The 25,911-nt window shown below is 70.3% G+C and carries 21 protein-coding genes; 9 read left to right on the forward strand and 12 right to left on the reverse strand.

The window, feature by feature from the left end; genetic code table 11:
* From JJ685_RS15925 to dctP, 6 genes are all read right to left on the reverse strand, one after another.
* Entirely contained in the window at positions 1-1,008 is a 1,008-nt protein-coding gene (locus JJ685_RS15925; RefSeq protein ID WP_330901780.1) for an alpha/beta hydrolase, read from the reverse strand.
* The gene (locus tag JJ685_RS29855; protein WP_236599020.1) at positions 1,005-2,225 is read right to left on the reverse strand and encodes a virginiamycin B lyase family protein; all 1,221 of its coding nucleotides are present in this window, start codon (positions 2,223-2,225) and stop codon (positions 1,005-1,007) included. Before JJ685_RS29855 ends, JJ685_RS15925 begins: the two co-directional genes overlap by 4 nt.
* A 146-nt stretch (positions 2,226-2,371) precedes the next feature.
* Entirely contained in the window at positions 2,372-3,607 is a 1,236-nt protein-coding gene (locus JJ685_RS15930) for a virginiamycin B lyase family protein (protein ID WP_201675245.1), read from the reverse strand.
* A gap of 110 nt (positions 3,608-3,717) precedes the next feature.
* A complete protein-coding gene (locus JJ685_RS15935; protein ID WP_201675246.1) occupies positions 3,718-5,037 on the reverse strand; it encodes a TRAP transporter large permease in 1,320 nt (439 codons plus the stop codon).
* A gap of 13 nt (positions 5,038-5,050) precedes the next feature.
* A complete protein-coding gene (locus JJ685_RS15940; RefSeq protein WP_330901781.1) occupies positions 5,051-5,584 on the reverse strand; it encodes a TRAP transporter small permease in 534 nt (177 codons plus the stop codon).
* Entirely contained in the window at positions 5,581-6,552 is a 972-nt protein-coding gene (gene dctP / locus JJ685_RS15945) for a TRAP transporter substrate-binding protein DctP (RefSeq protein WP_201675247.1), read from the reverse strand. The genes JJ685_RS15940 and dctP overlap by 4 nt, the downstream gene beginning before the upstream one ends.
* Positions 6,553-6,721: 169 nt before the next feature.
* Here dctP and JJ685_RS15950 point away from each other — a divergent pair, with 169 nt between their 5' ends.
* From JJ685_RS15950 to JJ685_RS15965, 4 genes are all read left to right on the forward strand, one after another.
* Positions 6,722-8,011 (forward strand): aromatic ring-hydroxylating oxygenase subunit alpha, encoded by a 1,290-nt coding sequence (locus JJ685_RS15950; RefSeq protein ID WP_201675248.1) that lies wholly within the window; start codon positions 6,722-6,724, stop codon positions 8,009-8,011.
* 10 nt (positions 8,012-8,021) lie between these two features.
* Positions 8,022-8,630, forward strand: coding sequence for an aromatic-ring-hydroxylating dioxygenase subunit beta (locus tag JJ685_RS15955; protein ID WP_201675249.1), 609 nt, complete (start codon positions 8,022-8,024; stop codon positions 8,628-8,630).
* A gap of 74 nt (positions 8,631-8,704) precedes the next feature.
* Complete coding sequence (locus JJ685_RS15960) at positions 8,705-10,942, forward strand: alpha,alpha-trehalose-phosphate synthase (UDP-forming) (protein WP_201675250.1); 2,238 nt, start codon at positions 8,705-8,707, stop codon at positions 10,940-10,942.
* A 15-nt stretch (positions 10,943-10,957) separates the two neighbouring features.
* Entirely contained in the window at positions 10,958-12,376 is a 1,419-nt protein-coding gene (locus JJ685_RS15965) for a multicopper oxidase family protein (protein WP_201675251.1), read from the forward strand.
* Here JJ685_RS15965 and JJ685_RS15970 read toward each other — a convergent pair.
* The gene (locus JJ685_RS15970; RefSeq protein ID WP_236599021.1) at positions 12,363-14,303 is read right to left on the reverse strand and encodes a PAS domain-containing hybrid sensor histidine kinase/response regulator; all 1,941 of its coding nucleotides are present in this window, start codon (positions 14,301-14,303) and stop codon (positions 12,363-12,365) included. The two genes, JJ685_RS15965 and JJ685_RS15970, sit on opposite strands and share 14 nt — an antisense overlap.
* A gap of 100 nt (positions 14,304-14,403) precedes the next feature.
* Entirely contained in the window at positions 14,404-16,365 is a 1,962-nt protein-coding gene (locus JJ685_RS15975; protein WP_201675252.1) for an ATP-binding protein, read from the reverse strand.
* 72 nt (positions 16,366-16,437) lie between these two features.
* Here JJ685_RS15975 and pyrF point away from each other — a divergent pair, with 72 nt between their 5' ends.
* Positions 16,438-17,280: an orotidine-5'-phosphate decarboxylase gene (pyrF, locus tag JJ685_RS15980; protein ID WP_201675253.1), complete on the forward strand. Its 843-nt coding sequence runs from the start codon at positions 16,438-16,440 to the stop codon at positions 17,278-17,280.
* 22 nt (positions 17,281-17,302) lie between these two features.
* Here pyrF and JJ685_RS15985 read toward each other — a convergent pair whose 3' ends face one another.
* On the reverse strand, positions 17,303-17,557 hold the full coding sequence (locus JJ685_RS15985) for a GlsB/YeaQ/YmgE family stress response membrane protein (protein ID WP_201675254.1): 255 nt from the start codon (positions 17,555-17,557) through the stop codon (positions 17,303-17,305).
* A 32-nt stretch (positions 17,558-17,589) separates the two neighbouring features.
* Positions 17,590-20,487 (reverse strand): excinuclease ABC subunit UvrA, encoded by a 2,898-nt coding sequence (uvrA, locus tag JJ685_RS15990; RefSeq protein WP_201675255.1) that lies wholly within the window; start codon positions 20,485-20,487, stop codon positions 17,590-17,592.
* 183 nt (positions 20,488-20,670) lie between these two features.
* On the opposite strand from uvrA, the gene JJ685_RS15995 reads away from it, so the two are divergent.
* The 3 genes from JJ685_RS15995 (at position 20,671) to ssb (ending at position 23,194) form a co-directional block, all read left to right on the forward strand.
* Entirely contained in the window at positions 20,671-21,291 is a 621-nt protein-coding gene (locus tag JJ685_RS15995; RefSeq protein ID WP_201675256.1) for a hypothetical protein, read from the forward strand.
* Between the two features lie 149 nt (positions 21,292-21,440).
* Complete coding sequence (locus JJ685_RS16000; protein ID WP_201675411.1) at positions 21,441-22,646, forward strand: MFS transporter; 1,206 nt, start codon at positions 21,441-21,443, stop codon at positions 22,644-22,646.
* Between the two features lie 47 nt (positions 22,647-22,693).
* Positions 22,694-23,194, forward strand: a complete 501-nt coding sequence (ssb, locus tag JJ685_RS16005) for a single-stranded DNA-binding protein (RefSeq protein ID WP_201675257.1) — start codon at positions 22,694-22,696, stop codon at positions 23,192-23,194.
* 40 nt (positions 23,195-23,234) lie between these two features.
* Here the strand turns inward: ssb and JJ685_RS16010 are convergent, their stop codons facing one another.
* Together JJ685_RS16010 and JJ685_RS16015 are read right to left on the reverse strand one after the other, a co-directional pair.
* Positions 23,235-24,623, reverse strand: a complete 1,389-nt coding sequence (locus tag JJ685_RS16010) for a sensor histidine kinase (protein ID WP_201675258.1) — start codon at positions 24,621-24,623, stop codon at positions 23,235-23,237.
* The gene (locus JJ685_RS16015; protein ID WP_201675259.1) at positions 24,620-25,309 is read right to left on the reverse strand and encodes a response regulator transcription factor; all 690 of its coding nucleotides are present in this window, start codon (positions 25,307-25,309) and stop codon (positions 24,620-24,622) included. Before JJ685_RS16015 ends, JJ685_RS16010 begins: the two co-directional genes overlap by 4 nt.
* Before the next feature lie 111 nt (positions 25,310-25,420).
* Here JJ685_RS16015 and JJ685_RS16020 point away from each other — a divergent pair, with 111 nt between their 5' ends.
* The gene (locus JJ685_RS16020) at positions 25,421-25,909 is read left to right on the forward strand and encodes a tripartite tricarboxylate transporter TctB family protein (protein ID WP_201675260.1); all 489 of its coding nucleotides are present in this window, start codon (positions 25,421-25,423) and stop codon (positions 25,907-25,909) included.
* The last annotated feature ends 2 nt before the right edge of the window (positions 25,910-25,911 follow it).

A 25,911-nucleotide genomic window follows, 5' to 3' on the forward strand; every position in this document is an offset into this window, starting at 1 on the left:
TCACGCGCCGGTGTACACCGGCGCCGGTTGCGAGAAGAACTGCTCGATCACGTGGTAGGCCACGGCGTAGTTCTTCGATCGCGTGCTGGTGTGCGCGATGCCCGGCATCACGATGAACTGCTTGTCCGGGTTCGGCAGCAACTCGAAGAAGTTCGCCAGGTCGCGGAAGCTCGCGATCCCGTCGTACTGCCCGCGCATGACCAGCGTCGGCACCGGGATCTTCGCCGGATCGCACACCGGCAGGTTGGCCGACATGTCGACGTAGGTCCCCGTGGGCACCGAGTCGTCCAGCTTCAGCACCGCGTCCGCGAAGGCTTCCACCACGGTGAGGTCGCTGGTGCCGGGATGGTCTCGCGTGAAGATGCTGCGGATCATCTCGCGGTCGATGGGCCGGCGGTGGCTGGCGCGGAAGCTGGCCAGGCGCTTGCGCCGCTCGGCCAGCGTGGGGCTGCCCTCGCCCGTGTAGACCATCGCGTCAAGCGCGAGCCGCTGCACCCGCTCGGGATGGCGCTGCGCGAACAGGGCGGCGCGCAGCGCGCCGGACGACGCGCCGTACAGCATCAGCTTCGGCGCACCGGTCGTGCGCAGGATGTACTCGCTGGCCGCCGCGAGGTCGTCGGCGCCGCAGGCCACGTCCGCGTTCACGGGGCGGGTCTTGTCGGCGCGGCCGTAGCCCTCGCAGTCGAAGCACCAGGTGTCGAACCCCTTGCGGGCGAACCACTGCATGGTGGAGGACTCGGGCCGTCCGGGGATCTCCAGGTCGAACACCGGCGTGGACGACACGGAGGAGCCGTGCACGAACAGCATCGTCCCCCGCCGTGGCCCCGGCGTGCGGGCATTGCGGCGCCAAAGGAAGAGGCGTACGTCCTGGCCGCCGGTGCGCTTGACCGTCCAGTGCTCGCTGCCGGGGACATCGCCGGAAGACGGCTGCGCGGAGGCGGCGCCGGGCAGCGCCGCGGCCGCTCCCGCGATCACGAGGAAGCCGCGGCGCGAGGGCGCGTCCGTCACTTCGGGATCTTCACCAGCGTGACGGCATTGACCAGGCTGTTGGCCAGCACGAAGTTGCCATCGGTCGTGACCGAGGTGTTGCGCACGATGTTGCCGCCGCCCGGGATCGCCCAGCTCTGGAATTTCTCGGTGCTCGGGTCGAAGCGCACCACCGTGTTCGGGGCCGCCTCCGATTCGCTGTACCAGATCACGTCGCCGATCGCCGAGATGCCGTAGGGCGCCGACTTCGCGCCGCTCGGGGACGGCCATTCCCGCACCTCGCCGGTGCCGGGGTCGAGGCGGCCGAGCATGCCGCGCGAGTAGTCGGTGTACCAGACCTTGTTGTCCGGCGTGATCGCGATGCGCCGCGGCCGCGAGCCCGGATCGGGCAGCTTGAATTCGCGCACCGCCATCGTCTCGGGGGTCACCATCGCGACGCCGTTGGTGCCGAACTCCACGATGAACAGGTTACCGCGCGGATCCCAGGCCATGCCGTACGGGCGCGCGCCGGGCGTGGGCATGGAGACCAGCTTGATCTCGCCCGTCTTCGGGTCGAGCCGGCCGACCTGGTTGGCGTTCTGCGCCGTGAACCAGACCGCGCCGTCGCGGCCCATCAGCACCGTGTGCGGATCGCCCTTGCCGCCGGGCATCTTGTATTCGGTGACGTCGCCGGTCCGGGGGTCGAGCTTGCCGACCAGCGCGCCCGCATTGCCCGTGTACCAGATGTTGCCCTGGCGGTCCTCGGTCAGGCCGTGCGGGCCGGAGTGCGGGCTCTTGAGCGGAAACTCCCTCACCTGGCCGGTCTTCGGATCGACGCGGCCCAGCGTGTTGGTCATCTGGCCCGTGTACCAGAGCGCGCCGTCGCGGGTGGCGAGCGGATCGTGCGGGCGCGACCCGGGCGTGATGCCGGTCCTGAACAGGGTCATCTCGACGTTGAGGGGACCGGGCACGATCACCGCCGGCGCCTTGTTCTTCTCCGGGAAGTTCTGCACCAGGTAGGGCGTGATCTGCGCGATCTCCGCCTGCGTGAGCGCGAGGCCGTGGTTGGTCATCATGCGCATCACCGTGTTCCAGCCCTCGGCCGTGTAGCCGTTGCCCACCCGCGCCTCGAAGGTGTGGCAGGCGTAGCACTTGGCGGCGACGAGGTCGCGGCCCGGCCCGGGAGGCAGGGCCTGCTGGGCGGAGGCGGCGCCCGCGGCCAGCAGCAGCGCGCCGGCGGCGACGGTGCGCGGGTTCATTGCACGGTGTCCACGCATATGCATCCTCCTGAAAAATTTGGCGGGGAGGGATGCAGGCTAGCGGCGTGCAGACCAAAGTTCATCGGGAGAACCCTGATCTGCGCGTCCGTCAGCTCGGCCGTTGTGCGGCCTGCCGCGAATGAGCCTCAGCGCTGGGGCTTCACCAGCGTCACCGCATTCATCAGGCTGTTCGCCAGCACCACGTCGTTCTCGGTCGTGACCGAGGTGTTGCGCACGATGTTGCCGCCGCCCGGAATGGCCCAGCTCTGGAACTTGCCGGTCTCGGTGTCGAAGCGCACCAGCGTATTGGGCGTGGTTTCCGATTCGCTGTACCAGAGCACGGTGCCGATGGCCGAGATGGCGTAGGGCGCCGACTTCGGCCCGCCGGGCGACGGCCATTCCTTCACCTCGCCGGTGGCGGGATCGAGCCGGCCAAGGCGGCCCTTGGCGTAGTCGGTGTACCAGACCATGTTGTCCGGCGTGACCGCGATGCGGCGCGGCCGCGAGCCCGCGTCGGGCAGCTTGAACTCGCGCACGGTCATCTTGTCCGGGCTGATCATCGCGATGCCATTGGTGCCGAACTCCACGACGAACAGGACGCCGCGCGGATCGAAGGCCATGCCGTAGGGGCGCGCGCCGGGCGTGGGGATGGCGACGAACTTCAGTTCGCCCGTCCGCGGATCGAGCCGCCCCACCTGGTTGGCGTTCTGCAGCGTGAACCAGACCAGGCCGCGGGCGTCGATCGCCAGCGTGTGCGGGTCGGCCTTGGCCTCCGGCATCCTGTACTCGGTGACGGCGCCGGTCCGGGGGTCGAGCATGCCGACCAGCGCACCGGTGTTGCCCGTGTACCAGATGTTGCCCCGGCGGTCCTCCACCAGGCCGTGGGGGCCGGAATGCGGGGTCTTGAGCGGAAACTCCTTCGCCTGGCCGGTCTTCCGGTCGACCCGCCCCAGCGTGTTGGTCATCTGGCCGGTGTACCAGAGGGAGCCGTCGCGGGCCGCCAGCGGATCGTGGGGCCGGGATCCCGGCGTGATGCCGGACTGGAAGACCGTCATGGTCACCTGCACCGGGCCGGGGACGATCACCGCCGGAACCTTGTTCTTCTCCGGGAAGTTCTGCACCAGGTAGGGGGTGACCTGCGCGATCTCCGCCGGGGCGAGTTCGACGCCGTGGTTGGTCATCATCCGCAGCACCGTCTGCCAGCCTTCGGCCGTGTAGCCGTTGCCCACGCGTGCCTCGAAGGCATGGCAGGCGTAGCACTTCGCCGCGACCACGTCGCGCCCGGGGCCCGGCGGCAACCGGTCCTGGGCGAAGGCGGCGCCGCCGGCCAGCAGCAGCAAGGCCGCAGCGGTGCCCGTGTGCACGGCACGCAGTGATTGCATGGAATTTCCCCTCGGCTCCTCTTGATGCCTGCAGGCTAGCGGTCCAGGCGCCGAAGTCAACCGCACAAACCGCTGTTTTGTCGCTCGGCCGCCCGGAGGCGGACGAAGCTTCAGCCGATGCGGGCCGGCAGCCAGGTGGCGATCGAGGGGATCCAGAACACCGCCGCCAGCAGCAGCAGGCTCATGGCGACGTAGGGGACCACGGCGCGGAAGATATGGCCCATGGTCACCGCCGGCGGCGCCACGCCGCGCATCGTCATGAGCAGCAGTCCGTGCGGCGGCAGCAGCAGCCCGAGCTGCATGCAGATCAGGAACATGACGCCGAACCAGACCGGGTCGATGCCCAGCCCCTGCACGATCGGCATGAAGATCGGCAGGGTGATCATCATCATGCTGACCTGGTCCACGAAGACGCCGAGGAAGATCAGCGTGAGCATCATGCCCCCCACGATCAGCCCCGGCGACAGCCCCTGGCCGGTGATCGCCTGCACCAGCCCGCTGCTCGCTCCCGAAAAGGACAGGATCTGCGCGAAGGTGGTGGCGCCCACGATGATGAACAGGATCATCCCCGAGATCGCCGCCGTGCCCTGCAGCGATTTCATCAGCACCTCGCGCGTCAGCGAGCGGTAGGCGACCGCCAGCACGAGCGTCGCGAAGGCGCCGACGGCGGCGCATTCGGTCGGCGTGGCCCACCCCAGGGTGAGCGCGCCCACGACGACGGCGAAGATCGACAGTGTCGGCAGCACGTAGCGCACGAAGGGGCGGAAGCGCTCCCAGCCGGCGTAGGCGGGCTGTTCCTCTTCCGCCGGCGCGAGGCCGGGCGAGAGCTTCACGCGCGCCACGATCCAGAGCACGAACGCGACCGACAGGATCAGCCCCGGCAGCACGCCGCCCACCAGCAGCTTGGAGATCGAGATGCCGGAGAGCGACCCGAGCAGCACCGTCAGCGCGGAAGGCGGGATCAGCATGTCGACCGCGCCGATGGCCATGATCGGGCCGGTGGCGAGCGTCGGGTGGTAGCCGCGCGCCAGCATCACCGGCAGCATCAGCGAGCCGAGCATGGCCGTGGTCGCGATGGTGGACCCCGAGATGGCGGAGAACACGGTGCCGGCCACCACGGCCACCACGGCCAGCCGCCCCGGCACCTTGCGGATCAGGCGTTCGATGCCCTCGATCACCTTCACTGCCAGCCCGCTGTGGAACAGGATCTCGCCCATCAGGATGAACAGCGGGATCGGCGTGAGCGAGAAGGCCGCGACCGAGCTCACGCTGCTGCGCGCGAGTTGCGCCAGCCCCGCCTCGCCGCCCATGTAGAGCCAGGCGCCGGCGATGTTGACCGTCATGAAGGTGAAGGCCACCGGCATGCCGATGAACAGCAGCAGCGTCGAGCCGCCCAGCATCAGCCAGGCCGCCAGGCCCCAACCGCTCATGGAGGGCGCCTCCTCATCCCGTGCTCACCGCGTCGTGGCGCGGCGCGCGCGGCCCCGCGTGCAGGCGCGCCATGCGGAACAGCATCTCCACGGACAGCAGGGCGAAGGCGATGGGCAGCGGCGCCAGCGACCACCATTCCGGCGTGACCAGCGTCTTGATGTTGACGGCGCCCGCGGCGTGGCTCGCGAGCGCCGCCCGCGCGCCGTACCAGGTCATCACGAGGCAGCACGCGAGCCCCAGCACGTCGCCGACCCACTCCAGCATCCAGGCCGTGCGGCGCGGCAGCGCCTGCAGCAGCACGTCGACCCGGATGTGCTGGCCCCGCCGCAGCATCCAGGGCGCGAGGCACATCGTGAGCAGGTACAGCATCAGCTCGGAGACCTCGTTGCTCCAGGCCAGCCCGCGCGGCAGGCCCGGCACCGCGATGTTGCGCAGCGCGACGTCGCCGACGATGACCAGCATCATCGCCAGCAGGACCAGGGCGCCGGCCCAGGCGAGGCCGGCGAGGAGGGAGCCGAAACCGCGCTCGAAGCGGGCGCGGCTCACTTGGGCGCGAACAGCGGCTTGAAGCGCTTCGCCACGTCCGGGCTCTGCTTCTCGGCGCTCGCCCAGGCCACCTGGTAGGCCTTGTCGACGAAGGCCTTGGAGCTGGCGGCGTCGAAGCGGATCGCCTGGATGCCGGCCTTCTCCTGGCGCGCGGCCTCGTCCGCCGCGTACTTCGTCCAGAAGGTGTTCTCGCCCTCCAGCGCCAGTACCTGCTTCTGCAGGAAGTCGCGCTGCTGCGGCGTGAGCTTGCGGTACGCCGGCAGGTTCATCACCAGCGAAACCTCGGCGTCGTAGAAGCCGGGGTCGATGCGGTACTTGGTCTTCTCCTGCCAGTTCAGGTCGAAGATGCCGCCGATGGGCCAGCCGTAGCCGTCGACCACGCCGCGTTCCAGCGCGGTGTAGACCTCGCCCGGCGCGGTGGTGATCACGTTGGCGTTGAGGGCCTGGAAGAAGTCGCGGTACACGGGCGTGATGCGGATCTTCAGCCCCGTCAGGTCCGGCTTGCTCACCGGCTTGTTCACGTAGATGTGGAAGGGCTGGTTCTCCACCATCCGCCCCAGGTACTGCATGTTGCCCTTCTCGTTCCACACCTGGTTGATCGCCTCCCAGGCGCCGTTCCTGCGCTGCTCCGCGATCGGCACCTGCGTGAGCTTGAGGAAGTCCGCCTCGGGCATCACGTTGGTGTAGAACGCGCCGGTGGACATCGCCAGGTCCACCACGCCGGTCTTCACCGCGTTGCCGACTTCGAACGTGGGGATGGCCCGCGGGCCGCCGATGAAGTTGATCTGCAGGAGGCCCTTGCCCTCGGCGTTGAACTTCTGGATCCAGGGCTGCAGGCGCTGCACGTAGATGCCGTTCTCGGCGAACGCGCTCACGAGCCGGAGGGTGACTTCCTGCGCGGCCGCTCCTCCGGCCAGGCCGGTGGCGAGCAGGGCGGCCGCAGCCCGCACGAGGGTGCGTCTTTCCATGGTCTGGTCTCCTTGCGGTGGGGCAGACACTAGCCGCAGGGGCGGGCGGGGTCAATTCAGGGAGACGCGACGTCCGGCGGGCGCCGGCGTTCAGGGTTTTCACCAGTGTTGGCCCGCGGGCGACGAGAGCAGCCTGCGCAGTCTCCGCCAGCATGGAGGCCTTCTTCCGATGAAAGTCGACCACCTCGTCGAGCCGGACCGCGTGCACCGCACCGTGTACACGGACCAGGCGATCTTCGATGCCGAGATGGAAAGGATCTTCGAGCGGGCCTGGGTCTATTGCGGGCACGCCTCGCAGGTCAAGGCGCCGGGCGACTACCACGCGGTCACGATCGGGCGCCAGCCCATGCTGATGGTGCGGCAGCCGGACGGCAGCATCCAGGTGCTGTACAACCGCTGCCCGCACCGCGGCGTGCAGGTGGTGGGCAACCAGAGCGGCAATGCCGGCAGCGCGCTGGTCTGTTCCTACCATGCGTGGAGCTTCCACCTCGACGGCCGCGTGCGCGCGATCCCGCTGGCGCAGGGCTACGAGAACACGCGCATGACGCGCGACAACCCGGACTGCTCGATGAAGCGCGCGGCGCGCGTGGACAGCTACCGCGGCTTCGTGTTCGCCAGCCTCGCGGCCGAGGGCCCCTCGCTGCCGGAATTCCTGGGCGAGGCGAAGGTGGCCTTCGACGACATGTGCGACCGCTCGCCCGAGGGCGAGGTGGAGGTCGTGCCCTGGTGCCACCGCGTGATCCAGCAGTCGAACTGGAAGTTCTTCATGGAGAACCAGCTCGACGCGCTGCACCCGTCCGTGACGCACCAGTCCACCGGGATTGCGGCGAGCCGCGTCGAGCGGCGCCTGAAGGCGGAGGGCGGCACGCCGCCCCTCTATTACCACTACCTCTCGGCCTTCGCCTCCAGCTTCGCGCAGTGGGACAGCGTGCAGACCCTCAACTTCCCGCGCGGCCACGGCATCCTGAAGGCCTACATGGGCCTGCGTCCGCAGGACGCCGACACCAAGGCCTACGAGGCGCTGCTGGAACGGGCTTACGGCAAGGAGAAGATGGAGGAGTACCTGTCACGCAGCATCCACCACGTGCTGGTGTACCCCTACCTGTCGGTGCAGAGCCCGCTGCAGCAACTGCGCTGCCTGCGGCCGATCGCGCCGGACCGGACGCTGTCGGAGATCTGGCACTTCCGCCTGAAGGGCGCGCCGGAGGCGATCTACCGCCGCAGCCTGTGGTACTTCAACCTGGTCAACTCGCCGGCCACCATGATCAACGCCGACGACCTGGAGAACTGGACCCGCGCGCAATGGGGCCTGCAGTCCAACGGGCTGGACTGGGTCAGCTTCCACCGCTGGTACGGCGACGACCAGGAGGAGGACGGCGTGGTGGCGTCCCGGCACGGAACGTCCGAGGCGGTCATGCGCAACCAGTTCCGGGCCTGGACCGGCTACATGGCGCAATGAGGAGCCCGCGATGAACGAGAGCCGCGCGATCCCGGACGCCGGGCCCGATTTCGAGCACCTGGTGGCGCAGGAGGCGGCGAACTCCGGCGCCGCGGGCGCCCGGACCCTCCCGACGCTGCCGCGCCCGGGCCTCTCCGCCGGGCTCGACCTGCAGCGCGAGGTGGAGCAGTTCCTCTACCGCCAGGCGGAGCTGCTCGACGGCAAGCACTGGCAGGCGTGGATCGACCTGTTCGACGCCGCCGGCGTGTACTGGATGCCGATCACGCCGGAGCAGTCCGACTGGGAAGGCTCGCCCTCCATCTTCGCCGAGGACAGGCAGATGATGGAGATCCGCCGGGGCCGGGTCACGCATCCGAACGCGTGGTCGCAGGCCCCGCAGTGGGCCACCAGCCACCTCGTGAGCCACGTCGTCATCGAGGCAGGCGACGGGCAGCAGCTGCAGGTGCGCTCGCGCTTCCACATGATGGAGCTGCGGCGCGACCAGGTCCGGCATTTCGGCGGCAGCTACCGGCACACGCTGGTGCGCGACGATGCCGGGCAGCTGCGCATCCGCCTGCAGCGCGTGGACCTGTTCAACAGCCAGGCGCCGTACGATTACGTGCTGCAGGTCTGGGTCTGAATCCCGGCCCCCCGCAGAACCAAGCGGGCTTACAGTCGTCCAAACACATCCGGCCACGCCGGGTGACGGACCTCATGAAGACTTTCCGCCTCCAATTGCGCTTCCTGGTGCCGCTGGTGATCATCCTCGCCGCCACCGCCTACCTCGCGCTGCCCGTGATGGACAAGCTGACGCTGCGCTGGTTCGCGCGCGACCTCGACATGCGCGGCGCGCTGGTCGCCAATGCGCTGTCGGATTCGCTCACCGACGCCCTGCAGGAACCGCGCGGCCGCCGCCTGCAGGCGCTGTTCGAGCGCGCACTGCAGGACGAACGCCTGGTGGCGATCGGCTGGTGTTCGGTCGATGGCAAGGTGCTGCGGCACACGCAGCGCTTCCCCGACAGCCTCACCTGCGAGGAGGCGCGCGAGGTGGCGGCCGGCAAGGACGCCGAGCTGCACATCGAGGGCGGGCCGGTGCACGTCAGCTTCCACACGATCACCGGCGAGGCGGGCCCCGCGGGCAACCTGGTGCTGATGCACGACCTGAGCTTCATCGAACGCCGCAGCCAGCAGACGCGCAAGTACATGATCATCCTCTTCGCGATCCTGGGCGCGTCCATCGCGCTGGTGACGGTGGTGGTCGCGCAATTGAGCTGGCGCGGCTGGGTCTCGGGTGCGCGCGCGCTGCTGCGCGGCGAAGGGCTGGTGCGTCCCATGGTCCCGGCCGCGCCGGAACTGGCCCCGCTCGCCGCCGACCTGCGGCAGCGGCTGCGCGACCTGGAGGACGAATACCGCCGCGCGCAGCGCCCGGAGGACGTGTGGGGACCCGAGCGGCTGCAGGCGCTGCTGCGCACGCAGCTGCGCGGCGACGAGGTGATCGTGGTCTCCAACCGCGAACCCTACACGCACGAGGTGAACGACGGCGAGCTGGTGGTGCGCCGGCCGGCGAGCGGCCTGGTCACGGCGGTGGAGCCCGTGATGCGCGCCTGCTCCGGCACCTGGATCGCGCACGGCAGCGGCAGCGGCGACCGCAAGGCGGTGGACCGGCACGACCGCGTCGCGCTGCCGCCGGGGCAGCAGGACTATCTGCTGCGCCGCATCTGGCTCACCCCCGAACAGGAGCAGGGCTACTACTACGGCTTCGCCAACGAAGGGCTCTGGCCGCTGTGCCACGTGGCGCACGTGCGACCGGTGTTCCGCGAGGGCGACTGGGAGCACTACCGCGCCGTGAACCAGCTGTTCGCCGATGCGGTGGTGGCCGAGGCGCGCAGCGAGGACCCGGTGGTGCTGGTGCAGGACTACCACTTCGCGCTGCTGCCGGCGATGGTGCGGCGCCGCCTGCCACGCGCAACTATCCTGACCTTCTGGCACATCCCCTGGCCCAACCCGGAGTCCTTCGGCATCTGCCCCTGGCGCAGCGAGATCCTCGAAGGGATGCTGGGCAGCACCATCCTGGGCTTCCACACGCGCTTCCACTGCAAGAACTTCATCGAGACGGTCGACCGCTACCTCGAAGCGCGGATCGAGCACGAGCACTCCACCATCTCCTTCGGCGGCGAGCAGACGCTGGTGGAGGCCTACCCGATCTCGATCGAGTGGCCCTCGCCGGAGGCGGCGCGCGAGTGGCCCAGCCCCGGCCAGTGCCGCGCCGAGGTGTTCGAGCGGCTCGGCATCCCGCACGCGCACCGGGTCGCCGTCGGCGTGGACCGCTTCGACTACACCAAGGGCATCCTCGAGCGCCTCAACGCCGTCGAGCGCATGCTCGAGAAGTACCCCGAGTGGCGGGATCGCATCACCTTCGTGCAGGTGGCCGCTCCCTCGCGCAGCGCGCTGGAGGAGTACCGCAGCTTCCGCGAGCGCATCGAGCGCGCCACCGAGCGCATCAACGCCCGCTTCGGTCGGCCCGAGGCGCCGGTGATCCGCCTGCTCGCGCAGCACCACGAGCACGAGGAGGTGAACAAGCTCTATCGCGCGGCCGACGTGTGCCTGGTGACCAGCCTGCACGACGGCATGAACCTGGTGTGCAAGGAGTTCGTCGCGGCCCGCGACGACGAGCGCGGCGTGCTGATCCTCAGCCGCTTCGCCGGCGCGGCGCGCGAGATGCCCGAGGCGCTGATCGTCAACCCGTACCACGTGGAGGAAACGGCCGACGCGCTGCAGCAGGCGCTGACCATGCCGCCGGCGGAGCAGCGCGAGCGCATGGCCAGCCTGCGCAGCACGGTGCACGAATTCAACGTCTACCGCTGGGCGGGGCGGATGCTGACGGATGCGGCCCGCCTGCGCCTGCGCCAGCGCGTGTCGGAGCGCGTGCAGCGGCACCACGCCGTGGATTAGACGGAGATTCGCGCCATGCCCCTGCGTCGCCGCGATATCCTGCAGGGCCTGGCGGTCGCGGGCCTCGCTCCCGTGCCGGGGCGTTCCGCGGCCCCGGAACCCCCCGCCCTGCCGGTCCCGCCGCTGGTGGAGCTGCAGCCCGGCGTGCCGGCGACGCTCACCGCGCGCGTCGGCGCCACGGAGTTCTTCCCCGGCAAGCCCAGCCCCACGGCGGGCTACAACGGCAGCTTGCTCGGGCCGACCCTGCGCGTGCGCAGCGGCGACGAGGTCGCCCTGGAGGTGCGCAACGAACTGCCGGAGGCGACCACGGTGCACTGGCACGGCCTGCTGGTCCCGGCGACGGCGGACGGCGGGCCGCACGACCCGATCGAGCCCGGCGCGGGCTGGAAAGCGGTGCTGCCGGTGCGGCAGCCGGCCTCCACCTGCTGGTATCACCCGCACCCGCATGGCCGCACGGGGCTGCAGGTGTACGGCGGGCTGGCCGGCATGCTGATCGTGACGGACCGCGAGGAGCAGGCGCTGGGCCTGCCCTCCCGCTACGGCGTGGACGACCTGCCGCTGCTCCTGCAGGACAAGGTGTTCGACCGCGGCCAGCGCCTGATCTATCCGCGCGGCCCCATGGCGCTGATGCACGGCGTGCACGGCAACACCCTGCTGGTCAACGGCGTCCGCGCGCCGCGCGCGGCGGTGCCCGCCGGTCTCGTCCGCCTGCGCCTGCTCAATGGCGCCAATGCGCGCGTCTACGACCTCGCCTTCGAGGACGGCCGCAGCTTCCACTGGATCGCGAGCGACGGCGGGCTGCTGCGCGAACCGGTGCCGCTGCAGCGGCTGCCGCTGGCGCCGGCCCAGCGCGCCGAGATCCTGGTGGACTTTTCCGACGCGCGTCCGGCCCTGCTGGTGAACCGCACCCCCGCCGCGGTGCAGCCGCTGCTGCACTTCGCCCCGGCCGGCGAACGCAGGCCGACCGCGCTGCCGCGGAAGCTCGCCAGCTGGCAGACGCCTTCGCGCGGGGCGGTCGCCCAGCGGCGGCGCCTCACGATGACCACCGGCATGGAAGGCACGGGCGGGATGCAGGGCATGCACGGCATGCCGATGCCGCACGGCTTCGACGGCAAGCCCTTCGACATGGCGCGCATCGACCAGCGCGTGAAGCTCGGCGACGTGGAGGTGTGGGAGGTGTCGGCGCTGCCCGGGATGATGATGGACCAGCCCCATCCCTTCCACATGCACGGCGTGCACTTCGAGGTGCTGCGGCGCGACGGCCAGCCGCCGGGGCCGCTGGACGCGGGCCGGCGCGACACGGTGCTGGTCCAGGAAGCGGTGGAACTGCTGGTGCACTTCACGCAGCCGGCGCCGCGGGTGCCGTTCATGTACCACTGCCACATCCTCGAGCACGAGGACGCCGGCATGATGGGCCAGTTCACGGTGACGTGAAGGCCGGCGCGGCTTCCTTGCCGAAGCGCGTGCGCGCCTCGTTCAGCAGCGCGATCAGCGCGTCGAGTTCCACCGGCTTGGTGAGGTGCGCGTCGAAGCCGGCGCCGCGCGTGCGCTTCTTGTCTTCCTCGTTGCCGAAGCCGGTCATCGCGACCAGGTAGGCGGTGGAGGCGCCCGCCTCCGCGATCATGCGGCGGCGCGCCTCGTAGCCGTCCATGCCCGGCATGGCCAGGTCCAGCAGGATCATGTGCGGGTGGAAGCGGCGCGCCACCTGGATGCCCGCTTCGCCGCCGTAGGCCGACTCGACCTGGTTGCCGAGCAGGCGCAGCACGTCGGTCGCGCTGTCGGCGGAGTCGCGGTTGTCGTCGACGACGAGCACGCGCAGGCCGCCGGCGGTCTCGTCCGAGTCCTCTTTCTCGCTCGGCACCAGGACCTGGGTCGCCCGCGGCAGCCGCAGCGTGAAGGTGCTGCCCTGGCCGAGGCCGGGGCTCGTGGCCTCGATGCTGCCGCCGTGCATCTCCGCGAGGGAGCGCGCCAGCGTCAGGCCGATGCCCAGCCCGCTTTCGGCCGCGGCGGACTGCGCCGCCTCGGCCTGCATGAACAGCTGGAAGATGCGCCGCAGGTCCTCGGCCGCGATGCCGCGCCCGTTGTCCTGCACGTAGACGTACACCATGCCCTCGTCGGTGCGCACCCGCAGGTCGATGCGGCCGTTGTCGGGCGTGTACTTGGCCGCGTTGACCAGCAGGTTCTGCAGCACCTGCGACAGGCGCGTGGAGTCGCCGTTGACGTACACCGGCTCCTCGGGCTGGTGCACTTCCAGCACGTGGCGGCGCGTGGTGATCAGGGGGCGCACCGTCTCCACGCTGCGCGACACGACGTCCGACAGGCGCACCAGTTCCTTGCGCAAGGTGACCTTGCCGGTGGAGAGCCGCCCCACGTCCAGCAGGTCGTCGACCAGCCGCGTCACGTGCGAGAGCTGGCGGTCGATCACGTCGCGGCAGTTGCGCAGCACCGGGCTGGTCAGCGTCTCCAGCTGCATGATGGTGACGGCATTGCGGATCGGCGCGAGCGGGTTGCGCAGCTCGTGGGCGAGCATCGCCAGGAACTCGTTCATGCGCCGGCTGGAGTTCTCCAGCTCCTCCAGCCGCCGCCGCTCGCTCATGTCGCGCGTGACCTTCGCGAAGCCGCGCAGGTCGCCGGCCGGGCTGCGCACCGCCGTGATCACGACGTTGGCCCAGAACATGCCGCCGTCCTTGCGCACGCGCCAGCCCTCGGTCTCGAAGCGGCCGTGCTCCAGCGCCGTCTTCAGCGCCGCATCCGGCTTGCCGGCGGCGCGGTCCTCGGGGGCGTAGAACACGCGGAAGTCATGGCCGATGATCTCGTCGGGGCGGTAGCCCTTGATCGCCTCGGCGCCCGCGTTCCAGCTCTCCACGATGCCGGACGGGCTGAGCATGAAGATGGCGTAGTCCTGCACGGAGTCCACCAGCAGGCGGAAGCGTTCCTCGCTGACGCGCAGTTCTTCCTCGTGGCGGCGGCGCTCCGTCAGGTCGCGCGTGATCTTGGCGAAGCCGGCGAGCTCGCCCATCGGGCCGTACAGGGCGGTGATGGTGACGTTGGCCCAGAAGCGCGTGCCGTCCTTGCGCAGGCGCCAGCCTTCGTCCTCGAAGCGGCCGCGCAGCTTCGCGAGCCGAAGTTCCTCTTCGGGCCAGCCCGAGGCCACGGCGTCGGGCGGGTAGAAGATGGAGAAGTGCTTGCCGAGGATCTCCTCGCGCTTGTAGCCCTTCAGTTTCTGCGCGCCGCTGTTCCAGGAGACGATGTGGCCCCCGGGATCCAGCATGAAGATCCCGTAGTCGGTGACCGCCTCGATCAGCAGTTGCAGCCGCTGCTCGAGCGTGTTTTCCGGGCGGGACTCGGCGATCATGGTCATGGGAGCAGGCCATTATCGGCAGCGAGCCAGCCCGGGCGGGGCGGCAAGCCGTAAATCAGGCGGCGTCCTACAGACGCGCTGGGCCCGGCAAACGTTCTTCTCAATCCCGCTCGAGCGAGGCGGTCTCGTCGAGGAAGCGCGCGAGCAGCGCCTCGAGCTCGGCGAGCCGCGCTTCCACCGACGCCAGTGCGCCGGTTGCGGCATGCGCTTCCAGCTCCTTGGCCAGCCGGTGCAGCGCGGGCCCGCCCACCATGGACGCGGAGCCCGCCAGCGAGTGGAGGTGGCGGCGCAGGTCGGCGGCCGCGCCACCGGCCAGGGCGGCGCGGACGGACTGCAGCAGCTGGGGCGCGTTGGCGCGGAAGGCCGCGAGCCCGACCTGCAGCAGTTCCCGGTCGCCGCCGAGGCGCTCCAGCGCGTGGGCGCGGTCGAACACGGCATCCGACGCTGCGGCCCCGGCCGAAGGCTGCGGCTCGGCCGCGGCCGTGGGCGCGGGCACCGGGCGCCCCGTCCACTCTGCCAGGACCTGCGCGAGCCGGGCGGCATCGACCGGCTTCGACAGATAGTCGTTCATGCCCCAGGCGAGGCAGCGTTCGCGCTCGCCGGCGGCGGCATTGGCGGTGAGCGCGATGATCGGCTGCGTGAAGCCCTGCGCGCGCAGCCGGCGCGCCGCCTCGTAGCCGTCCAGGCGCGGCATGCGGCAGTCCATCAGCACGAGGTCGAACTCGGAGGAGGCGATGGCGGCGAGCGCTTCCTCGCCGTCGCCGACGAGGGTCACGTCCTGGTAGCCCGCCTGCGCCAGCAGGCCGCGCACGACGACCTGGTTGGTCTCGTTGTCCTCGGCCACCAGGACGCGGGTGGCCAGACGCGGCGCGGGCGCGGACGCCTGCACGGATGGGCGCCGCGGCACCTCCTTCAGCGGCAGTTCCTGCAGCGGCAGCTCGCAGCGCAGCGAGGTGCCGCGGCCCGGCTCGCTCTGCAGCAGGATGGTGCCGCCCATCATGTCGGAGAGCTGCTTGACGATCGCGAGGCCCAGGCCGGTGCCGCCGTAGCGGCGGCCGGTGGCGCGGTCCGCCTGCGTGAAGCGCGTGAACAGGCGCTGCTGCACCTCGAAGGGAATGCCGATCCCGGTGTCGTACACCGTGAAGCGCAGCATGCGGCTGCGGCTGCGGCCCACCATCAACCCGAACTCGCCCTGGGCGGTGAACTTCAGGGCGTTGGATAGCAGGTTGTTCAGGATCTGGCGCAGCCGGCCCGGGTCTCCGCGCACGGCCTGCGGCACCTGCGGGTCGACTTCCAGGCTGAAGCGCAGGCCCTTCTCCTGGGCCCTCAGGCCGTAGATGTCGTGCAGTTCGTCCAGCAGTTCGTCGAGCCGGAAGGGCGCGAATTCCAGCTCCATGCGGCCGGATTCGATCTTGCCCAGGTCCAGCAGGTCCTCGATCAGGCCCATCAGCGAGGCGGCGCTGGCGTCGGCCAGTTCGACGTAGCGGCGCTGCCGGGGCGAAAGCTCCTCCGCCAGCAGCAGCCGCGTGAGGCCCAGCACGCCGTTGAGCGGCGTGCGGATCTCGTGGCTGACGTTGTCGAGGAAATCGCTCTTCGCCCGGTTGGCCGTCTCCGCCGCCTCCTTGGCCTGGTGGGCCTCCTTTTCCGCGGCCAGCCGCGCGGTGATGTCGCGGAAACTGAAGACGCGCGCGTCGGTGCCGTCCTCCAGCTGCAGCGGCGTGGCGTAGCGCTCGAATACGCGGCCATCCATGAACTCGATCAGCGCGAAGTCATCGGCCTCGGGCGTGCGCAGCAGAGCATCGAGCTGGCGCAGGTCCTGGTCCGGGTCCTTCAGCTGCTCGCGGATGAAAGGCAGCAGTTCTCCGGTGGGGGCCTCCGCCAGGTGCGGCGGGATGTTCCACATGCGCAGGAACTGGCGGTTGCGCAGCAGGATCTCGCGCCCGGCGCTCACGACCAGGATGCCGTCGGCGGTGGCGTCGAGGGTGGCGCGCAGGAGGGCGATGGTCCGGTGCCCGTGGGCGGCGGGGTCGGCGGTGGGACGGGGAAGCTGGGAGGCGCTCATCCTGGTCGGCAGCTGCTGCGATCATACGGCGCCGTCCCGTTTCCCTGCCGCGCAGCCTCCTAAAATCAGCGCATGACCTTCCTCGAGATGCTGCAGGGCGCGCAACAGCGCAATGGCTCCATGCTGTGCGTGGGCCTCGACCCGGAACCGACGCGCTTCCCGCTGGGAATGACGTCCAACACGGCGCGCATCTACGAATTCTGCGCCCGCATCGTCGATGCGACCGGGGACCTGGCCTGTGCCTTCAAGCCGCAGATCGCCTACTTCGCGGCCCACCGCGCCGAGGACCAGCTGGAACAGCTGATGCGGCACCTGCGCGCCAACTACCCGCACGTGCCGGTGATCCTGGATGCGAAACGGGGCGACATCGGCTCGACGGCGGAGCAGTACGCGCGCGAAGCCTTCGAACGCTATGGCGCCGACGCCGTGACCCTGTCGCCCTTCATGGGCTTCGACTCGGTGCAGCCCTACCTGAAGTACCCGGAGAAGGGCGCCTTCCTCCTGTGCCGCACCTCCAACCCGGGGGGCGACGACCTGCAGAACCAGCGGCTCGCGTCCGTGGAAGGGCAGCCGCTGCTGTACGAGCACGTCGCGCGGCTGGCGCAGGGCAGCTGGAACCTGAACGGGCAACTGGGGCTGGTGGTCGGCGCGACCTACCCGAACGAGATCGAGCGGGTGCGCGACCTCGCGCCCACGCTGCCGCTGCTGATTCCCGGCGTGGGCGCGCAGGGCGGCGACGCGCAGGCGACGGTGCGCGCGGGCTGGCGCGCCAAGGGACCGATCGTCGTGAACTCCTCGCGCTCCATCCTCTATGCGTCCAGCGGCATCGACTTCGCCGAGGCGGCGCGGGCGGAGGCACTGCGCACGCAGCAACTGCTGCGTGCCAGCCTGCCGGTGATGTCGGACCTGCCCTGAGGCGTGGCCGACCGGGGGGGGCTCAGGGGGTCCGCCGCCCCCGCACCAGCCCGTAGATGACCAGCAGTATCACCGCGCCGATCACCGAGGCGATCCAGCCGGCCGGCTCGTTCGGGCCGTAGAGACCCAGTGCCTGGCCCAGGTAGCTCGCGATGAAGGCGCCGGCGACGCCCAGGATGGTCGTCATGATGAGGCCCATCCGGTCATCGCCCGGCTTCACGGCCCGCGCGATCAGGCCCACGATGAATCCGACGACGATGGTGATGATGATCGACATGGGGTTCCCCTAGGACACGGGCGGAGACTACCTCAAGAGGGCTGCAGCAAGCGCTTGAGGTAGTGGCCAGTGTGGCTTTTCGGATGGGCGGCGACTTCCTCCGGCGTGCCCGCCACCACGACCGTGCCGCCGCCGTCGCCGCCCTCCGGACCCATGTCGACGATCCAGTCCGCCGTCTTGATCACATCCAGGTTGTGCTCGATCACGACGATGGTGTTGCCGGCGTCGCGCAGCTGGTGCAGCACCTTCAGCAGCAGGTCGATGTCGGCGAAGTGCAGGCCGGTGGTCGGCTCGTCCAGGATGTAGAGGGTGCGGCCGGTGTCGCGCTTGGACAGTTCCAGCGCCAGCTTGACGCGCTGCGCCTCGCCCCCCGAGAGCGTGGTCGCCGACTGCCCCAGCTTGATGTACGACAGGCCCACGTCCAGCAGCGTCTGCAGCTTGCGCGCGATGGCCGGCACCGGCTTCAGGAAGGCGTGGGCATCCTCCACCGTCATGTCCAGCAGTTGCGCGATGTTGCGGCCCTTCCACTGCACTTCCAGCGTCTCGCGGTTGTAGCGCTGGCCGCGGCATACGTCGCACGGCACGTAGACGTCGGGCAGGAAGTGCATCTCCACCTTCACCACGCCGTCGCCCTGGCAGGCCTCGCAGCGGCCGCCGGACACGTTGAAGGAGAAGCGCCCCGGTCCGTAGCCGCGCTCCTTGGCCAGCGCCGTTTCCGCCATCAGCTCGCGGATCGGCGTGAACAGGCCGGTGTACGTCGCCGGGTTGCTGCGCGGCGTGCGGCCGATCGGCGACTGGTCGACGTTGATCACCTTGTCGAAGTGCTCGATGCCCTCGATGCCCTCGTGCGGCGCCGGCTCCTCGTGGGCGCGATAGAGCTCGCGCGCCACCGCGGCATAGAGCGTGTCGTTGACGAGGGTGGACTTGCCCGAGCCCGACACGCCCGTCACGCAGGTGAGCAGGCCGACCGGGATCTCCACCGTCACGTCCTTCAGGTTGTTGCCGTGCGCGCCGGCGATGCGGATCACCTGCGGGTCCGGCATCTCGCCCAGCCGGTTGCGCTTCGCGGGCACCGGGATCTTCAGCGAGCCCGACATGTAGCGGCCGGTGAGCGAGGCCTCGTTGGCCATCACCTCCGGCGGCGTCCCCTGGGCCACCACCTCGCCGCCGTGGATGCCGGCGCCGGGGCCCATGTCCACCACGTAGTCGGCCGCGCGGATCATGTCTTCGTCGTGCTCCACCACCAGCACGCTGTTGCCGAGGTCGCGCAGGTGCTGCAGGGTGCCGATCAGGCGGTCGTTGTCGCGCTGGTGCAGGCCGATGCTGGGCTCGTCCAGCACGTACATGACGCCGGTGAGGCCGGAGCCGATCTGCGAGGCGAGGCGGATGCGCTGCGCCTCGCCGCCCGAGAGCGTCTCGGCGCTGCGGTCCAGGCTCAGGTAGGTGAGCCCCACGTCGTTGAGGAAGCGCAGCCGGGCGCCGATCTCGCGCACCACCTTGTCGGCGATCTCCGCCTTGGCGCCGCGCAGCTTGAGCGCCTGGAACCAGGCGTGGCTTTCGCGCAGCGTCATGTGCCCGATCTCGTAGATCGCGCGCGCCTGCTCGCCTTCGCCCAGCCGGACGTGGCGCGCCTCGCTGCGCAGGCGCGTGCCGGCGCAGGCGGGGCAGGGCTGCAGGCTGCGGTAGCGCGCCAGCTCCTCGCGCACCGCGGCCGAATCGGTCTCGCGGTAGCGGCGCTCCATGCTGGGCAGGATGCCCTCGAAGGGGTGCTTCTTCGACACCTTCCTGCCGGCCGACGCGCCGCTCTCCAGCGCGTAGGTGAAGCGGATCTCCTCCTCGCCGGAGCCGTGCAGCAGCACCTTGCGCACCTCCGGCGGCAGGTCCTGGAAGGGCAGATCGACGTCGAACTTGTAGTGGCGCGCCAGGCTCTCGATCAGGCTGAAGTAGTAGGGATTGCGCCGGTCCCAGCCCTTGATCGCGCCGCCGGCCAGCGACAGCTCGGGGAACGCGACCACCCGGGTCGGGTCGAAGAACTCCATCGTGCCGATGCCGTCGCAGCTGGGGCAGGCGCCCACCGGCGAGTTGAAGGAAAACAGGCGCGGCTCCAGTTCGGCGATCGAGTAGTGGCAGACCGGGCAGGCGAACTTCGCGTTGAACAGGTGCTCGCGGCCGGACTCCATCTCCACCGCGATGGCGCGGCCGTCGGCCAGCCGCAGCGCCGCCTCGAAGCTCTCGGCCAGCCGCTGCTGGACCTCCGGCTTGACCTTCAGGCGGTCGACGACGACGTCGATGTCGTGCTTCTCCGCCTTCTTCAGCTTCGGCAGGCTGTCGAAATCGAACACCTCGCCGCCGACGCGGAAGCGCACGTAGCCCTGGCCCTGCATCTCGGCGAAGAGTTCGGCGAACTCGCCCTTGCGCTCGCGCGCCACCGGCGCCAGCACCATCAGGCGCGTGTCCTCCGGCAGCGCCAGCACCGCGTCGACCATCTGCGACACGGTCTGGGACTGCAGCGGCAGCCCGTGGAGCGGGCAGTAGGGCGTGCCGGCGCGGGCGAACAGCAGGCGCAGGTAGTCGTGGATCTCGGTCACCGTGCCCACGGTGGAGCGCGGGTTGTGGCTGGTCGCCTTCTGCTCGATGGAGATCGCGGGCGACAGGCCCTCGATCACGTCGACGTCCGGCTTGTCCATCAGCTGCAGGAACTGCCGCGCATAGGCCGAGAGGCTTTCGACGTAGCGCCGCTGGCCCTCCGCATAGAGCGTGTCGAAGGCCAGCGAGGACTTGCCCGAACCGGACAGGCCGGTGATCACCACCAGCCGGTAGCGCGGCAGGTCGAGGTCGATGTTCTTCAGGTTGTGCGTGCGCGCCCCGCGGATGCTGATCCGCTGGCCGAGGGCCTCATGCAGGTACTTGCCGTCCGTCTTGTCGTTCAAGGGTCGCGCTCACCAAGGGAAAACCCGAAATCATAGAACGCCGGACGGGTGCGGCGCACGCGGCGGTTGGTTCAGCCCGACCGGAGCAGCTAGTCGTAAGTGAGGATGAAAATTGTTACAGAAATGGAATGATTAGCAGAGGCAAGGCGTTAATCCGATACCACCCAGCCCACGGAGGAAACGATGTCGCGTCCGTACTATCCTGTCTCGCACTTCACCCGCAAGCAATTCTGGGCGCAGGCGGCGATGCTCCGCCTGCTTGCCGGTGCCGTATTGGCTGCCTTGCTCGCGGTGGCGCTGTTCGCGACCGACATGGCGCAGGCGCAGGCGCTGCCCGGAGTCGCTGCCGCACGGTTCGACGGCGGCATCGGTGTAGTCCCGGCCACCTGGGCTGGCGCCAATAACGCGAATCCTACCGGCGGGGCTGCGGCGGCGAACAATGTCAATGACACGCCACCCCCGGGCCGGCCCTGGGTGATCGCGGACCTGAAGGCCCAGGTGAACAGAGACGGCAGCTTCGACGCGCGCGGCAAGGGCTTGCTCCTCGGCGGCGGCAACGTCGGCCACAACGCCGGCGCCAGCGTGCGCCTGCGCCTGTACTGCGGCGCCGGCGCCACCCTCGTGAAGTTCACTTCCGAAGAGTCGGTGCCGCTGGAGGAGAACGGCGACTTCCGCCTGCGCGGACAGCTGAACGTGCTGAACCAGCCGCTCGACTGCCCCAACCCGGTACTGCTGATCCTGAACGCGGGCCAGAGCGCCGCGAATGCGGGCGGCTGGTTCGCCGCCGGCATCCCGAAGCTCTGATCCCTGGCGCGCGGCGCGCGTGAATCCCGGGACCCCGGTCCCGGGCTTTCCCCGATGCGGGAGAATCCTGCCTTTCGCCGGACGGTCGCGTCCGCCAGCAGATCTCCCCATCCGTGACTTCCAACCCTGTTCCCGCCGGCGCGAGCCGCATGACGCCGGCCGAGCGCCGTGCCAGCGGCTCCCTGGCCGTGATCTTCGCAGCCCGCATGCTCGGGCTGTTCCTGGTGCTGCCGGTGTTCGCGCTGGAGGCGGCGCGCTACCCCGGCGGCGGCGATCCGGCCCTCGTCGGCCTTGCCATGGGCATCTACGGCCTGACCCAGGGCGTGCTGCAGATCCCCTACGGGCTCGCGTCCGACCGTTACGGCCGGAAGCGGGTGATCGTGATCGGCCTCATCGTGTTCGCGGCGGGGAGTTTCATCGCCGCCGCGGCGCCCAGTCTCCTGTGGCTGGTGGTCGGGCGCGCGGTGCAGGGCGCCGGCGCCGTGTCCGCCGCGGTGACGGCGCTGCTGGCCGACCAGACCCGGGACATCGTTCGCACCAAGGCCATGGCCCTGGTGGGCGCCAGCATCGGCCTGATGTTCGCCGTGTCGCTGGTTGCCGCGCCCATGCTGGCGGCGCGCATCGGCCTGCACGGGCTGTTCGCGGTCACCGGCGTGCTGGCGCTCACCTGCATCGCCGTCGTGCTGTGGTGGACGCCGCCCGCGCCGCAGCAGCACGCCAATGTGCCGCGCGGGCGGCTGTCCGACGTACTGAAGCACGCCCCGCTGCTGCGGCTGGACGTCGGCGTGTTCGTGCTGCACGCGGTGCAGCTCGCCATGTGGGTGGCACTGCCGGCGCTGCTGGTGCAGGCCGGCCTCGCCAAGGACCGCCACTGGCAGGTGTACCTGCCGACCGTCGTCGCCTCCTTCGTGGTCATGGGCGGCGTGTTCGCGCTGGAGCGGCGCGGCTACCTGCGCGCGGTCTTCCTGGCCGCCATCGGGATCGTGCTGGTGGTGCAACTGGGCCTGCTGGCCGTGGCGCACGCGCCCGCCCTGCCGGTGCTCGCCGTGCTGCTGTTCCTGTTCTTCTGCGGCTTCAACGTGCTGGAGGCCACCCAGCCCAGCCTGGCCTCGCGGCTGGCGCCGCCCCAGTCGCGGGGCGCCGCGCTCGGCGTGTACAACACACTGCAATCGCTGGGATTTTTTGCCGGCGGGGCGGTCGGCGGCTGGCTGTCCAAGACCGTTGGACCCACAGGACTGTTCGGCGTTTCGGCGGCCCTGCTGCTGGTGTGGCTGGTGGCCGCTTGGCCCATGCAGGCGCCGCGTCCGCGGCAGACGGCGGAAGAAGTGCTCGCCGAAGAGGCAGAGGCCACGTAACCGGGCCGGGGCGCAGGCCCGATAATCGAGCCCATAGAGGAGTTTCCATGGCATCCGTCAACAAGGTCATCATCGTCGGCAACCTGGGGCGCGACCCCGAGACGCGCACGTTCCCGAGCGGCGGCCGCGTCTGCAACGTCAGGATCGCCACCACCGAGCGCTGGAAGGACAAGCAGAGCGGCGAGATGCGGGAAGCCACGGAGTGGCACTCCGTGGTGTTCAATGATCGCTTGGCCGAAATCGCTGGCGAGTACCTGCGCAAGGGCTCGCAGGTCTACGTCGAAGGCAGCCTGCGCACCCGCAAGTGGACGGACAAGGACGGCATCGAGAAGTACACCACCGAGATCCGCGCCGACGAGATGAAGATGCTGGGCAAGCGCGAAGGCATGGGCTCGCCCTCGGGCGACGACGACGGCGGCTACGACAGCGCGCCGCGCCGTTCCGCGCCCCCGAGCCGCGCCCCCGCGGGCGGTGCCGGCGGCGGCCAGCGTCCCGCCTCGAAGCCGGCCAGCGGCTTCGACGACATGGACGACGACATCCCGTTCTGACGCACCCCACCGGCGCGCGGCCGCCGTCGCGGCGCGCGCCTCAGCCCCCGAACACGATCGCGCAGCGCCAGCCGCGGCCGTCCGGGCCGCTGCCGAAGCTCACCGGTGCCTTCAGCAACTGCGCGTAGAAGGTGACCAGCGCCAGCCCCACTCCGCCCGCCGTGCCCGAGGAGGGCTGGCCCACGCCTCGCACGCCGCGCTTGAGCATCTCGGAGCGGCGTTCCGGCGGGATGCCGGGCCCGTTGTCCTGCACCGAAAGCACGGTGCGTTCCCCTTCGCGCTGCACGGCGACCGTGACCACCGGCCGGCCGTCGGCGCCCGTGGTGCCGTGCCGCAGGGCGTTTTCCAGCAGGTTGTCCAGGATGCCTTCGACCAGCGTCAGGTCCGCCTGCACGGTGCTGGGCGCATCGACGCCTTCCGCGCCGAGGTCCACCCCCTGCCGGTCGGCGCGCGGCAGGAAGCGCAGCACCGCCTCCTGCACCGCGTGGTCCAGTCGCACGGGAGCCAGTTGCAGCGCCGTGCCGGCCTCGTAGGCGAGCGCCAGGGCCAGCAGCTTGTCCAGCGCCTGGCTGGCGCGCGTCTCGCTGGCGGCGATGCCCTGCAGCTGTTCGCGCCAGACCTCCGGATCGCGGTGCCGCAGCCCGTATTCGGCCTGGGCCCGGATGCCGGCCAGCGGGGTGCGCAGTTCGTGGGCGACGTTGCCGGTGAACTCGCGCTGGGCCCGGGCGCTTTCCTCCAGCCGTTCCATCAGCATGTTGATCGACTGGGCCAGCGCGTGCACTTCGGCCGAGTCGGCCCGCACCGGCACCGGCGTGAAGTCCCCGGCCTGCCGTTCCTCCACCGCGGCGCGCAGCTGGGACAGCGGCGCGATGTCGGCGGTGATGCTGCGGCGCAGGCGCCACGCCAGCACCCCGAGCAGCAGCACCTGCGGGGCGAGCGAGAAGGCGAGCAGCTCGCGCAGCAGCGCGGCGCGCTCGCTGGTGCTCTGGGCCACGGTCACCGTGAAGGGCACGGGCCGGTTCACCGCCAGCACCACGAGGCGGAAGGACCGCCCGTCGATTTCCGCCTGACGGAAGCGATGGCCGGTGTCGGAAAGGGAGGCCGCCGGCGGGGGCAGCGCGCGGTCGCCGGCCAGCAGCGCCCCGTCCGCGCCCCGCACGCTGAACAGCATGGTTTCGTGCTGGTCGAACAGCACCGCGTGCAGTTCGCCCGGCGTGAGCTGCAGGGCCACCTGGCGGTCGCGCACTTCCACCTTGGATGCGATGAGGTGCGCGTCGTCGAGCAGGGCGCGGTCGAACGCCCGCTGCGTGAACCACTGGCCCACGCCCACCGTCACGATGGAGCCGAGCAGCCACGCCAGCCCGAGCCACACCAGCACGTGCCGGAGCACGTTCTGGCGAAGGGAGGGACGCCCGTGCGCCAGCCTCACCGCGCTTCCTCCAGCACGTAGCCGAGGCCGCGCAGGGTGCGGATCTGCACGCCCGAGTCGACCAGGCGCTTGCGCAGGCGCGAGATGAAGGCCTCCAGCGCGTTCTCCGTCAGCAGCTCGTCGAGTTCGGACAGCTTCATCGACAGCTCGCGCTTGCTGACCACCCGGCCGGCCGGCGTCATCAGCTCCCACAGCACTTCGAACTCGCGCGCGGGCAGCTGCAGGTGCTCGCCGTTCAGGAGGATCCTGCGCGCGCGCCGGTCCAGCGCCAACGCACCGACCTGCACGTGGTCGGCCGTGCCCTGGCTGCGGCGCACCAGCGCGCGCAGGCGCGCCTCGAGTTCGACGAGGTCGAAGGGCTTGCCCAGGTAGTCGTCGGCGCCGGCATTGAGGCCTTCGACGCGCTCCGAGGTGCGGTTGCGCGCGGTCAGCACCAGCACCGGCGTGGCGTCGCCGCGGGCCCGCGCGGCGCGCAGCAGCGACAGGCCGCTGCCCAGCCCGCTGAGCGCGTGCTCCGTGTGCGGCAGGTTCAGGTCCAGCACGACCACGTCGAAGCTCTGGATGCGCCAGATGTGGTCCCCGGCTGCGATGGTGCCGGCTTCGTCGACGCGGCAGCCGGCGTCCTGCAGGCTGCGCCGGATCATTTCTCGCAAGGTCGGGTCGTCTTCCACCAGCAGGACACGCATGAGCAGTATTTAACCCGCCCGCGGCGCATTCGTGTAAGTGGTTTCACGCACCGGGTGGGTCAGGGTCCGGTCAGACCCCCGGGCCGATAAACGGCCGTCCGGAGACAATCCATGAAAATCAAAAGCCAGAAAGACTTCTATTCGGGGCTGATGTTCGCGCTCGTTGGGGTGGCGTTCGCGATCGGGTCCACCCACTACACCGTCGGTGACCCGGCCCGCATGGGCCCGGGCTACTTCCCGCTCATCCTGGGCATCCTGCTGGCCGCGCTCGGCTGCGGGATCCTGGCCGAATCCCTGCTGATCGAGACGCCCGACGGCGACAGGATCGGCGCCTGGGCCTGGAAGCCCCTGGGATTCATCATCGCGGCCAACTGCGTCTTCGGTGTGCTGCTCGGGGGACTGCCCTCGCTGGGGATCCCGGCGATGGGGCTGGTCGTCGCCATCTTCGCCCTGACCTTCCTGGCCAGCCTCGCGGGCGAGGAGTTCAAGGCGAAGGAAGTCGCCGTACTCGCCGCCGTGCTGGCGGCCGGCAGCTACGTCGCCTTCATCTGGCTGCTGCGGCTGCAGATGCAGGTGTGGCCCAGTTTCCTTTCGGCCTGAGG

Source organism: Ramlibacter monticola (assembly GCF_016722785.1).
GTDB classification, from domain to species: domain Bacteria; phylum Pseudomonadota; class Gammaproteobacteria; order Burkholderiales; family Burkholderiaceae_C; genus Ramlibacter; species Ramlibacter monticola.